Here is an 11,772-nt window from a genome sequence, read left to right as displayed (position 1 = left end):
CGCACTGTGAAGCAAGCCGGATCACACGCGGCCGATCGCGTCGTACAACTCGCAAACGACGCACAAGCCAACGCCAACCCGCTGGTCGGAGATGTCGAATGTACGCAAACAGCCTAGTCGAACTGATCGGCGATACGCCGCTGCTGTATCTGAAAAGCCTGTCGAATGAACACAGGCGAATCCGCGTGTATGGAAAGCTCGAGTGCTACAACCCCGGCAACAGCGTGAAGGACCGGAGCGCGCTGCAGTTGCTCCGCCAGGCCGAGCGCGACCATGGCCTCAAGCCGGGCTGGTCGATCGTCGAATCGACGTCGGGCAACATGGGGCACGCACTTGCGATGCTGTGCGCCACGCGCGGCTATCGCTTCATTTGCGTGCTCGATCCGAAGACGCCGAAGACGAATGCGAATCTCGTGCGCGCATTCGGCGGAGAGGTCGAGATGGTCGAACACCCCGACGAGACGGGCAGCTATCAGCGCAAGCGCATTGCGGTCGCGAAGGCGATTGCCGCGAGCGTGCCGAATTGCGTGAACCTCGATCAGTACAACAATCCGGCCGCGATCGACGCCCACTATTACTCCACCGGGCCCGAAATCGTCTCCCAGCTCGCCGACCGGCTCGACGCCGTGATCGTGTCCGCGAGCACCGGCAGCCATCTGAGCGGCATCGCACGCTATGTGAAGGAGCGCGACCCGGCCACCCGCGTGATCGGTGTCGAGCCCGACGGCTCGGTCGTGTTCGGCGGCACCTACCGGCCGCATCTGCAGAACGGCGCGGGGCTCAGTTTTCAGCCCGGCAACATCCTGATTCATCTCGTCGACGAAACGATGCGCATCGTCGATCGCGATGCGTTCGTCGGCTGTCGTCGCCTCGCGCTCGACGAAGGGTTGCTGCTCGGCGGTTCGTCCGGCGCCATCGCGCAGGCCGCGCGTCGCTACGTCGCCACCTTGCAAGGTCCGGCCAACATCGTGCTCGTCTTCCCCGATAGCGGCACCAAGTATCTCGACACGATCTACGACGATCAGTGGCTGGTCGATCATGGCCTCCAGGCCGTGCTCGACGACCTGTGCACCGACGCGCCCCCGCCACGCGCCGAAAGCGCCGTGGCCCTCGAAACCACGTGATCCAGGGACACCCATGAACGACTCCATCCGTACCTTGCTTGCCGACGGCGCGCAGTATCCGATCGCGTTGCCGAAGGCCAACGTCACGCACGTCACCTATCGCTGGACGAACGCCGTCGACGATACGTTGGGCGCGCAGATCGTCGAACTGATGCGGCGCACGAGCGAAAGCGCGCCGATCATCGGCTTCGCCGAAACGATCACGGACGCGGAAGCGAGCCGCTATCTCGACGAACTGCGCTCGAATCTCGCCGCGGAAAAGGTGCGCCTGCTGACGATCTTCGCGAACACCGGGCAGCTGATCGGCCTGTGCACGTTGCGCCGCAACCTGAACCCCAACAATCGCCATATCACCGATCTCGCGAAAGGCATGATCCACGACGCCTGTCGCGGCGGTGGCGTGCTGCCTGCCGCGTTCGTCGAGATCGCGCTGCAATGCGATCGGGACAATGTCGAACTGTTGACGCTCGACGTGCGAGACGGCACGCCCGCTCACCGCGTATGGGAACACTACGGTTTTCAGACGTGGGGCACGTTGCCGGACTACGCCCGCGCGAACGGGAAGATGCATGCCGGCCACTTCATGATGCAGCGCGTGGCCGACCTCAAGGAACGCGCGCTCGGCATGCTCACCGGTCGCGACGCCGACCGCACCGCCCCCGTCAAAGCAACGGCATGAGCCACGCCATCTACGACGGGCCGATCATCGACTCGCACTGCCACATCGCGTCGACGCGCTTCATCCCCACTGCGTTCCTCGAGGGATTCTGCGCCAACGTTCATGTCCGGCTCGTCGCCAACGGCGTACGGAAATCGCGATCGGAACTGCTCGATACCTATCTCGCGCAAAGCCAGGACCACTTCGGCGATGCACTGGTGGCCGACATGACGTCGGCCGGGATCGAGCAGGCCGTGGTGTTGCTGCCCGATTTCACGTACGTGATGAAAAGCGACCTCACGATCGCCGAGATGTATGCCGAGCATCATGCAATTCTGCAGCGTCACGGCGAGCGCTTTCACGTTTTCGGCGGCATGGATCCGCGTTGGGGCGCGGACGGTGTCGCGTTGTTCGAGAAAGGCGTGGTCGAGTACGGCTTCTCCGGATTGAAACTCTATCCGCCGTGCGGCTACAGCCCGAGCGACAAGCGCCTGTACCCGCTGTACGAAATCTGTCGCGCCCACCGGTTGCCGGTGCTTCTGCACGTGGGGCCGACCAGCCCGGCGCTCGAGTTTGCGTACTCGCACCCGGATCTGCTCGATCGCGCGGCGTTCGATTTTCCCGACGTGAACTTCATCCTCGCGCACGGCGCCGTCCATCACGTCGACGCTTGCGCGCGACAGTGCGCGTATCGACCCAACGTGTATCTCGACGTCAGCGCATTTCTCGGCTCGCAGCATCCGCAGGGGTGGTCGGTCGCGCTCGCGGAGCTGTTCCGCATGAACATCAATCACAAGATTCTGTTCGGCACCGACTGGCCGGTCTTTCGCAACTCGGGCGGCCACCGCAAGGTCATGGAGCAGTTCCTCGCCGCCGATGGCCCGCTCGCGGCGGTCGCGCCGGTGCAACGCAAGTGGTTGATGTCGGGCAATACGCGTGCGCTGCTGCCGGCATCGCGCACGATCGATGCGGTCGCGTGATTCCGGCCGTCGCATGCGACGGCCGTCCCGCACGCACTATGGGCTCGCCGCTGCGTCGATGATCGGCGCGCTGCTCGTCTGGACCGCATGGCCGGGGCATCGCGCCGACGCGATGGCGGAAACTGCCGACGCGCCGGACCACTGGCGCGCCGACGAACGGGCGCAGCTCGAATCGATGCGCCTGCCCGCGAACGTCGTCGTCAAAGTCGACCCGTCGAATCGCGTGGCCACGTCCGCACCGGCGGCGCAGCTTGGCAAGCGTTTGTTCTCCGATCCGCGGTTCAGCCGAAACGGCGCGATCGCCTGCGCAAGCTGCCACACCCCCGATCGCCAGTTCGAAGACGGCCGACCGCTGGCAATCGGCCTGGGCATCGGCGTGCGTCGCACGATGCCCGTCGTCGGCATGACCGATGCGCCGTGGCTGTTCTGGGATGGCCGCAAGGATAGTATGTGGTCGCAGGCGATCGGGCCGATCGAGGATCACAACGAACACGGCGGCACCCGGCTGCGCGCCGCCCATGTGCTTGCCGAGCACTACCGCGACGCTTACGAGCCGCTGTTCGGACCGCTGCCCGACCTGAGCGCGCTGCCCCGTGACGGCGGCCCGCTCGGCACGGACGCGGAGAAAGCGGTGTGGCAGCGACTCGACGAACGCACCCGCACCGACGTGTCGCGCGTGTTCGCGAATCTCGGCAAGGCGATCGCGGCGTACGAAGCGACGCTTCAATACGGGCCTTCACGCTTCGATACCTATGTCGACGGCGTCCGGACCGGCGACCCGGCCAAGCTGGCCGCGCTGACGCCGACCGAGAAAGCAGGCCTGCGCCTGTTCGTGAACAAAGGCCAATGCATGACCTGCCACACCGGGCCCATGCTGAGCGACCGGCAGTTCCACAACATCGGCGTACCGCCACGTAGCGGAACGGCTGCCGATCCCGGTCGCGCGGCGGCGGTCGCCAAGGTGTTGCACGACGAATTCAACTGCATGGGGCCGTTCAGCGACGCGAAGCCCGAGCAGTGCGACGAGTTGCAGTTCATCTCGACCGACGATCCGCACATGCTCGGCGCGTTCAAGACGCCGAGCCTGCGCAACGTCGCGCTGCGGCCGCCGTACATGCACGCGGGTCAGTTCGCGTCGCTGGACGCGGTGATGCGCCACTACGCGGACGCGCCCGCGGCCGCGATCGGGCATAGCGAACTGAAAAGGATCGCGTTGTCGGATGACGAGCAACGGCAGCTCGTCGCGCTGCTCGGCGCGTTTTCCGGCCCCATCGTCGAGCGCTGATCGTCCGCGCCGTCGTGCGTCAGCGCGACGCGTCGCGAACGGCGACGCCCATCACCTTGACCTGGCCGCCAAACGGCAACGCAGCGGCCTGATAGACGGTTCGCGCCGGCCGGCGATCCGCGGGAAACAGGTCGGCATAAACCCCGTTCACGTCCGCGAGCGCACCGATGTCGGAGAACGCGATGTCGACGAACACGAGATCCCGCGGGCTGAATCCCGCCGCCTCGATCGCACGGAACAGGTTCGCGAACGCGCGCCGCGCTTCTTCGGCCGGCGTACCGGGCACATAGCGGCCGTCGGCATCCAGCGAAAGCTGGCCGCTGAGATAGCAGGTGTCGTTCGCGACCACCGCATGGCTGATCGGCGACGGCCACTGCGGCAGTTCATGGCCCGAGGTCACATAGTGTTTCATGCAGTGCTTCTCCTTGAAGCAGGTGGCGCTGCCGCGTCACAAATAGTGCTTGACGAGCAACTGGAAGAGATTCGACTGAGGCAGCGCGCCATATTCGGTCGACGACGCGCCCGCATTGATCTGCCATTGCAGCGCGACATCGGTTCTGGCGAAGCGATAACGCGCCTCGAGCCATGTGAGCCGGCTGCGATCAGCGAGGTTCAACCTGACGAAACCGGAGAGATCCAGACGCTGGATCCACGCGTCCTGCCACCTGATCATCGCGAAGAGCCCGTCGCGGGTCGTCGGGTCCTGCTGGGCGGCCGCCAGCGTTCGATACGCGGCGTAGCCGGCCGGCGGGCCATTGCGCAGCGCCTGCCAACCCGCACGGTCGAGCGCGGCGCCGTCCCGGTCGTATTCCAGCGTGACGGAAAGATTGCGCGACGTCGTGCAAGTCGCACCGGTTGCGAGTTTCCAGCGGAACGCGACATCGCTGTACGGCTGCCCAAGCGCACGCGCCAGCGTCGACGGCCCTCGCCCGCCCGACCACTCGACGTAGCCGACACACGCATTGTTGACGAGATGAACCAGGTTGACACCGAATTGCGGCGAACTGCCGGGCTTTCCGTCATCGTAGATCACGATCTGCGGCGACAGATCCGAGATGATGCGCTGGGTGAACTGAAGCATCCAGCGCGTGCGCTGATTCGTTGCGCCGAAGTCCGGCGAGAACGATGCGTCGGTGGAGCGATCCGCTATCCGCGGCGCGACGAGCGCACTGACGGAACCGTCTGCCCACAATTGCTGGCCGCGCAGCATCACCGTACCGAGCCGGTTCTCGCGCAGGCTCGCGGGATCCACCGAGGTCACGGAACGAACCGCGTTGTCGCGGAAAAAGTCGGTGGGGTTGTAGCCGGTCGCAACGCCGAGCCGCACATTGACGCGACCGGCCTGCAGCAGCGTGCTGCCGCTGCCTACGCGGCCGTCCACATACAGTTCCTTCAGCGTGTTGATCGCGCCCGAGTCGCCATCGAAGCGCCACGGACCGTTCAGGTCGAGTCGGTCTGCAAGACTGATGCCCCAGCCGTTCGAGAATGCGTGACGCGCCGTCAGGTCGAGCGACAGCCGCGTGGCCGTCCGCGTGCCGCCCGGGCGCAAGGTGGCGAAGCGCAGGCCCGGTTCAAGACTGAACTGGTACTTGCCGTCGTCGACCTTCTGCACCGGCGTCGCGTCGGCCAGCGCCAGCCCGGCCTCTTCCGCGTCGTTGGCATGGCATACGCCCGCCATGCCGGCCAACGCGATACAGGCGATGCCGATGCGCGTCATCATTCAGGCTGGAAACGCGCCATGAAATCGGACTGGAACCAGGCATCCGGAATCTCCTTCGCCACGTAGTCCGCATATCGCATCACGGTCACGAGATTCGGATTGAGCCCGTCGATGATCACGATCTCGGTGGGCCGCAACGCACCGAGCTGCTGCTGAAAGCGCCGATAGAACGCGGTCTTGAGAAGCTTGCCGCTTTCGCTGAAGAACCGTGCCTTCACGGGGCGCGAGTCCGTCGTATCGATCCACATTTCAATCGAGTGATACGTCATGTCGGATACGCTCTGGACCAGCTTCAGCCGGTACGCACGGCGCATCTGGCGCTCGCCGTCCTGCACGTCCTCCTCCGCCTCGACCTGGGCACGATATCCCTGTGCGAAATTGACGGTGACCACGTCGCCGTTCGACGCCTGCCCGAGCAGCCGTTGCTGCGGCGAAATGCGGATCGTCGCCTTGCTTGCCGGATCGAAAAACCACAGATCGTTGCCGCTCTTGAGCATCAGCTTGTTCGCATCGCGCGCCGGCGCGGCGAATCGAATCAGGCTGCGAAACTGACCGCTCGTCGGGTTGATCCGCGAATAGGCGGTCAGTGCGTTCGAATCCGTTTGCTTGCCGTCGGTGTACTGGGTCAGCGTGACGTTCAGCGTGAACGGTTCGCTCGGGTTGCGAACGGCATCGCTCGCGGCGAGGATGCGTTGCGGATCGGGCGCGGCGTGTGCGGTACAGCAGGCGAGTGCGAGGATCGCGGCGGCGGACAGGCGCGCCATCGAATGCGTCTGCATCGGAATCTCCGGAGCAATTACGGAATGACAGGGACGAGTTCGGCTCCCACCCGAAAAACGGGTGGAAAACCGACAGGCTTGGGGAGGAACGGGGTAACGCTGCGGTGTGCCGCTCAGTAGCCCGGATACTGCATCTGCAGTGCGACCCATGCGGCCGTGCGCTTGCCGAATTCGGACGAGATCGCATTCAGCGATGCATCGAGCGCATGCAACGGATAGCGCGTGATCGGCGCGGACAACATCCGCGTCGGCGCGTCGACGCCGGCCACGCGGTCGGGAACGATCGTCAACCCGCGCCGGGTGCGCACGGGTTCGCGGTTCGCGGCCACCGTGTAGGCCGTCGAGCGGAACGTCGTGGAATACGCGTCGGCCTCGAGCACGAGCGCGATTTCGTCGACGCCCGGCGCGATCGGAATACCGAAATCCTCATGCGACCAGAACGACACGTAGTTGGTTGCGATCGTCGCCATCGCCGGCAAGCCGAGGTTGAAGCGGTCGCTCGCGATCTCGGACGACCATGCAGGGCGTCCGAGCCGCTCGGCGACCTGCAGCGCACGTTCGCGCCCCGCGAGCGCCTCGACGAGCGCAAGCGATACCGGAATCGTCGCGGTGACGCCGGTCGTCGTGACGACCTTGCCATCGGCAACGTAACGCTTGCCTTCGACCCAGCGCGTATCGGCAAACTTCTTGCGGAGATCGTTCATCGAATACCAGTGCCCGGTTGCACGGCGGCCTTCCAGCAGCCCCGCACGGGCGACCACCCAGACGCCGTCGCACACGCCGATGATCGTCGCGCCCTTCTTCGCCTGCTCGGCCACCCACGCCAGCAGCGCCGGATCGCTGTCGCGATGCACGGCCGGCACGATCACATAGTCGGCCCCTTCGGGCACGCGCTGATCGAACTGGGCAGTGGTTTCGTCCGGAATCACGTTCATCGGTGCCGGGAACATGCGGATGGGGCCCGGCTTCGTCGCAAGCGCGACGAGATCCGCCGCGCCCGATTCGGCCACGATCCCATAGGGAACGACGTAATCGGTCAGCTCGGTATAGTAGTTTTCGCCGACGACGGCGACGATCGGGCGCGTGCGCCCGAAGCGCGGCTGATACGCGGGCAGCCGGTCCGCGCGTGCCGCCGCGGACGCGGCGGCCGGCGCCGACGCTTCGCTCGCCGGCCCCGCATGGGCCATGTTCGCGATACCCGATGCAAACGGCACGAGCAGCACCATCATCCAGTACAGCATGACTTTTCGCATTGAAGCCTCTCCGTGTATGGAACTCATCCAGTAATCAGGCATGGCGCCCGTGTCGACCGTCATGACGCCGCCGCCGGCGGCAACACGACGTTGAACGTCACGTCGTCGTCGCGCTGCGCGTCCCGGACCTTCAGCGTGATCGTCCACCAGCCGGGCATGCTGAACTTCATCCCTTGCAGTCGATACGTCCCGTTCGCGTCGCCGTCGATCACGCGAGGGCGCGTCGGCAGACCGTGCCCGTGCTGAGGCATCCCGCCACCGACATCGATGCGCGCACCGCGCACGGGCTCGCCCGATGCTCGCTTCACGATCACGGTCCATGCATGGATCCGGTTCAGCGGCGGCGGTGTCGTCGGCGGTTCGAGTGTCACGACGTACGCGCCCGACGCCGTCGCTTGCGTCAGCGACAAATTCAGACCCGCGGGCGCCGGCTGCTCGGCCGGTGCGCCACATGCGCCGAGCATCGCGATGCCACTCCCGGCGAAGGCTAACATGACAATCCGCCGACGAATCGATTTCATCGACATTTCATCGATGGCCGATCCGATCGTTCGATCACGCATAGCGGAGCGCATCGACGATCTCCATTCGCGACGCGCGGCGCGCGGGCAGCAACGCGGAAAGCATCGCCACCACGAGCAGGCCGATCGCGGTCCCGACGATCAGGTCGTTCTCGCCCCACACACGAATGATCAGCGGCACCGGCGAGCGGCCCGGCGGCGTCCACGTCAGACCGCTGACGTTGATGACGCCGGCGAGCAACGCCGCGCTGGCGACGCCCAGCACCGCGCCGATCACGCCGAGCAGCAACCCTTCGCACAGGAACAGGCGACGTACGCCCGCACGGCGCAATCCCATCGCGCGCAGCGTGCCGATTTCGACCGTGCGTTCGAACACCGCGGTGCTCATCGTGTTGCCGACGGTGAACAGCACGATCGCGGCGATCAGGAGCGCGACGAAACCGAACAGCGTCGCGAACATCGCAAGCGCTTGACCATAGAACGGGTTCAGCACCGTGTAGTCGACGACTTCCGTGTCCGTACCCGCGAATTTCGTTTTCAGCAGCGTCTCGATCCGCGCCTTCGCGGCCGGCAAATCCGACGTGTGGCGCAACTGGACGACGATCGCCGTCGCCATCGGCCGCTCGGTGCCGTAGACGAGTCGTTGCGCTTGCGCGAGATGCAGGCCGACGTACATGTCGTCGTATTCCTTGATGCCCTGTCGCTCCGCCTTCACGACCTGCAGTTCCGCCACGTTCGGCGCACCGCGCGCGGTCGCCGCAAGCAGTTCGATCCGCCGACCGTCCGCCGCGGCAACCGGCGCCGCACGCGTCCCCTCGGCAAGAGCCGCGATGTCGCCCGGAAGCGGCGAAGCCGGCGTGGTATCCGCGGGCTTCCCGGGCGGGCGGCAGTCGGGTACCTTGAGCGGCCCGCACAGTTCGAGCACGCGCGCGAGGCCCGTCCCGATCACGGCTGCGTCGCCGGTCGTGCCGGTCAGCGCCATCGGCGGGATCGTCACGGGGAACTGATAGTCGTTCCACGCTCGCATCCGGTTCTGGTCGTCGACGCGCACGCCGAGCGCGAGCGCGGTACGCGACAACCCCGCGTCGAAGTTGCCAGCGATACCCTGCAACTGCAGCGTGGGCGTCGCGACGAGCACCATCGTCGCCAGTTCCGGATCGGCCTTCACCGCATCGATGATCGCCTCGTAGTTGTCGATCCCGTACGCGGAAGGATTGCCGCTACCGAACTCGTAGAACCCCTTGCGTTCGATCTGCAGGTGGCCGCCGTACTTCACGTAATCGGTTTGCAGACCGTACGTGATGTTGCGCGTATAGCCGCCGAACAGCAGCACCGCGTGCGCGCCGACGATCATCGCGAGCAGGGTCGTGATCGAGCGGCGACGGTTGCGCAGCAGATTGCGGAGCGCGAGCGAAAAAGTCTTCATGCGAACGCCTCCTGGTCGTCGGTGCGTGTCACGTCGGACACGATCCCGTCGGCAATGTGAACGACGTCGTCGCCTGCCGCGATGACCTGCGGATCGTGCGACGAAATCACGAACGACACGCGTCGCTCCCGTTGCAACCGCCGCATCAGCGCGATGATTTGCTGACCGGTCTTGCTGTCCAGATTGGCGGTCGGCTCGTCCGCCAGCACGAGGTTCGGCGACGCAACGAGTGCGCGTGCGATCGCGACGCGTTGCCGCTGACCGCCGGACATCTGTCCCGGACGGTGATGCGCCTTGTCCGCGAGGCCGACCGCATCGAGCATGTCCCGCACCTTCAGTGCACGTTCGGACTCCGTCAATCGCGTGCCCGCGAGAAGCAGCGGATATTCGACGTTTTCGTGCGCCGTGAGCACCGGCAGCAGATTGAAGTTCTGGAAGACGAAACCGAGCCGTCGCGCACGAAAATCGGACAGTGCGTCGTCCGACAAACGACCGACGTCTTCGCCCGCCACGACGATGCGGCCGCGGTCGGGCCGGTCCACGCATCCGACGAGATTCAGCAACGTCGACTTCCCGCTACCGGAAGCACCGGCGATGACGGTCAGTTTTCCGTCGCGAATGTCGAGCGTGACGTCGCGCAGCGCGGTCACGTTGACGGAACCCATCAGATACGACTTTTCAACGGCTTCGAGTATTACGGCGTTCATGGTCTCGATGTACGAAGTTGGCGGGCCGCGACAGCACGGTGCAGGACGATCGCGCAGCGCAGAATACCAACTTGCGTGTAGGGAAAAACCTGTTCGTTGGGGCAGCATCCGGGCGCGAACCCGATGCCGGGATCGCATGTCGCGCCCCGCATTCGCGAACAATCACGGCCGGGAGGGATCGTCAACCTGTACCGTCGGACGGCACCCGTCGCCGGCCCTTGCGATTACGCTGCACCGTCATCGGCGCGCCGCCCCGGATCGGATCGCGGCTGCGACGCGTCACGACTTCCGCTCTCAATCGGCATGCCAGTCAAGATCACGCCCTGGTTCATCCTGCATCGCCCCCAACCCGCGGCCACGCACCGGCTGTTCTGCTTCCCGTACGCCGGTGCCGGCTCGCTGCTCTATCGGCGCTGGGCGCTCGAACTGCCCGACTGGATCGAAGTCGTGGCGGTCGAACTACCGGGACGCCAGACGCGCTTCTCGGAAGCGCCGCCCACGTCGCTGGATGCGATGACGGATGCATTGGCCACCGCCGCGCACGGGCTCCTCGACAAACCGTTCGGCACCTTCGGATACAGTTTCGGCAGTGTCGTCGGTATCGAATGGCTGAGGGAACTCGACCGACGACGGCTTCGCGAGCCCATTCACGCATTCTGCGCGGCGCACCGTGCGCCGCATGTCGTCCCTCGTCCGTTAGCGATTCATCGGTTGCCGGAACCGGACCTCATCGACTGGCTGAAGACGATGGGCGGCACACCGGATGCGTTGCTGTCGGAGCCGGACTGGCTTCGGCATTTCCTGCGTGCGCTGCGAGCCGATCTGGCGCTCGCCGAAGGCTATCGCACCGATACGCCTTTCGCGTTGCGCTGCGGGCTGACCGTATTTGGCGGCCTGCACGATCCGCATGTCGACATCGACGCGCTGCGCGAATGGCGCCGCTACAGCGGCGGGCCGTTCTCGCTTCATCGGTTCGACGGCGATCATTTCTTCATCCATGCCCGGGAGCGCGAGCTCCAGGATCACGTTGTCGCGACGCTGGCCGCGCACGCATAGTCTCGATACAGGGAACCGGTTGCGCCCGCCTTGTTTGCGAGGTCATTGCGTCACAGCATCACGCGCTCGATCCCGCCATGGTTCGCCCGTGCGACATAATCGGCCATCCAGTTCTCGCCGAGCACCTGACGCGCGATTTCCACCACGATGTAGTCGGCCTCCAGGTTCGCGTCCTCGTTGTAGCGCGACAGCCCCTGCAGGCACGACGGGCAGCTCGTCAGGATCTTCACGTCCGGGCCGTTCGCGCCCGCGGCGGCCGGCGC

The 11,772-nt window shown here is 65.5% G+C and carries 13 protein-coding genes; 5 read left to right on the top strand and 8 right to left on the bottom strand.

From position 1 onward, the window contains the following. Positions 1-98: 98 nt before the first annotated feature. Genes HWX76_RS35160 through HWX76_RS35145 form a run of 4 tightly spaced genes read left to right on the top strand, consistent with a single transcriptional unit; the run spans position 99 to position 4,047 of the window. On the top strand, positions 99-1,124 hold the full coding sequence (locus HWX76_RS35160; RefSeq protein ID WP_239469026.1) for a cysteine synthase family protein: 1,026 nt from the start codon (positions 99-101) through the stop codon (positions 1,122-1,124). A gap of 13 nt (positions 1,125-1,137) precedes the next feature. Beyond that, complete coding sequence (locus HWX76_RS35155) at positions 1,138-1,803, top strand: GNAT family N-acetyltransferase (RefSeq protein WP_050016626.1); 666 nt, start codon at positions 1,138-1,140, stop codon at positions 1,801-1,803. Then, the gene (locus HWX76_RS35150; RefSeq protein WP_050016628.1) at positions 1,800-2,762 is read left to right on the top strand and encodes an amidohydrolase family protein; all 963 of its coding nucleotides are present in this window, start codon (positions 1,800-1,802) and stop codon (positions 2,760-2,762) included. Before HWX76_RS35155 ends, HWX76_RS35150 begins: the two co-directional genes overlap by 4 nt. A 13-nt stretch (positions 2,763-2,775) precedes the next feature. Beyond that, positions 2,776-4,047: a cytochrome c peroxidase gene (locus HWX76_RS35145; RefSeq protein WP_244138074.1), complete on the top strand. Its 1,272-nt coding sequence runs from the start codon at positions 2,776-2,778 to the stop codon at positions 4,045-4,047. Positions 4,048-4,066: 19 nt separating this feature from the next. Here the strand turns inward: HWX76_RS35145 and HWX76_RS35140 are convergent, their stop codons facing one another. The 7 genes from HWX76_RS35140 to HWX76_RS35110 all read right to left on the bottom strand — a co-directional run bounded on the left by HWX76_RS35140 (position 4,067) and on the right by HWX76_RS35110 (position 10,453). Then, complete coding sequence (locus tag HWX76_RS35140) at positions 4,067-4,459, bottom strand: RidA family protein (RefSeq protein WP_089490172.1); 393 nt, start codon at positions 4,457-4,459, stop codon at positions 4,067-4,069. A 36-nt stretch (positions 4,460-4,495) separates the two neighbouring features. Beyond that, entirely contained in the window at positions 4,496-5,767 is a 1,272-nt protein-coding gene (locus HWX76_RS35135) for a hypothetical protein (protein WP_244138073.1), read from the bottom strand. Next, a complete protein-coding gene (locus HWX76_RS35130; RefSeq protein WP_050016717.1) occupies positions 5,764-6,531 on the bottom strand; it encodes an outer membrane lipoprotein-sorting protein in 768 nt (255 codons plus the stop codon). The genes HWX76_RS35135 and HWX76_RS35130 overlap by 4 nt, the downstream gene beginning before the upstream one ends. 128 nt (positions 6,532-6,659) lie before the next feature. Then, entirely contained in the window at positions 6,660-7,799 is a 1,140-nt protein-coding gene (locus tag HWX76_RS35125; protein ID WP_176017054.1) for a DJ-1/PfpI family protein, read from the bottom strand. Positions 7,800-7,858: 59 nt separating this feature from the next. Then, positions 7,859-8,293 carry a FixH family protein gene (locus HWX76_RS35120; RefSeq protein ID WP_235356274.1) on the bottom strand — a complete coding sequence of 145 codons (435 nt, stop codon included), beginning with the start codon at positions 8,291-8,293 and terminating at the stop codon, positions 7,859-7,861. Positions 8,294-8,354: 61 nt separating this feature from the next. Next, entirely contained in the window at positions 8,355-9,746 is a 1,392-nt protein-coding gene (locus HWX76_RS35115) for an FtsX-like permease family protein (protein ID WP_176017053.1), read from the bottom strand. Beyond that, positions 9,743-10,453, bottom strand: a complete 711-nt coding sequence (locus tag HWX76_RS35110) for an ABC transporter ATP-binding protein (protein WP_050016640.1) — start codon at positions 10,451-10,453, stop codon at positions 9,743-9,745. Before HWX76_RS35110 ends, HWX76_RS35115 begins: the two co-directional genes overlap by 4 nt. A 96-nt stretch (positions 10,454-10,549) precedes the next feature. Between HWX76_RS35110 and HWX76_RS35105 the strand changes: the two genes are divergently transcribed. After that, positions 10,550-11,509, top strand: a complete 960-nt coding sequence (locus HWX76_RS35105) for a thioesterase domain-containing protein (RefSeq protein WP_080334355.1) — start codon at positions 10,550-10,552, stop codon at positions 11,507-11,509. 50 nt (positions 11,510-11,559) lie between these two features. Here HWX76_RS35105 and HWX76_RS35100 read toward each other — a convergent pair. Continuing rightward, on the bottom strand, positions 11,560-11,772 hold a 213-nt coding region (locus HWX76_RS35100), incomplete at its 5' end, for a DUF3400 domain-containing protein (RefSeq protein ID WP_176017052.1).

Origin of the sequence: Burkholderia sp. BCC0398, from assembly GCF_902833245.1 — a bacterium.
In the GTDB taxonomy this organism is placed as follows: domain Bacteria; phylum Pseudomonadota; class Gammaproteobacteria; order Burkholderiales; family Burkholderiaceae; genus Burkholderia; species Burkholderia sola.
The sequence above is the reverse complement of the archived record's forward strand: the minus strand, read 5'-3'. Positions and strand labels throughout refer to the sequence as shown.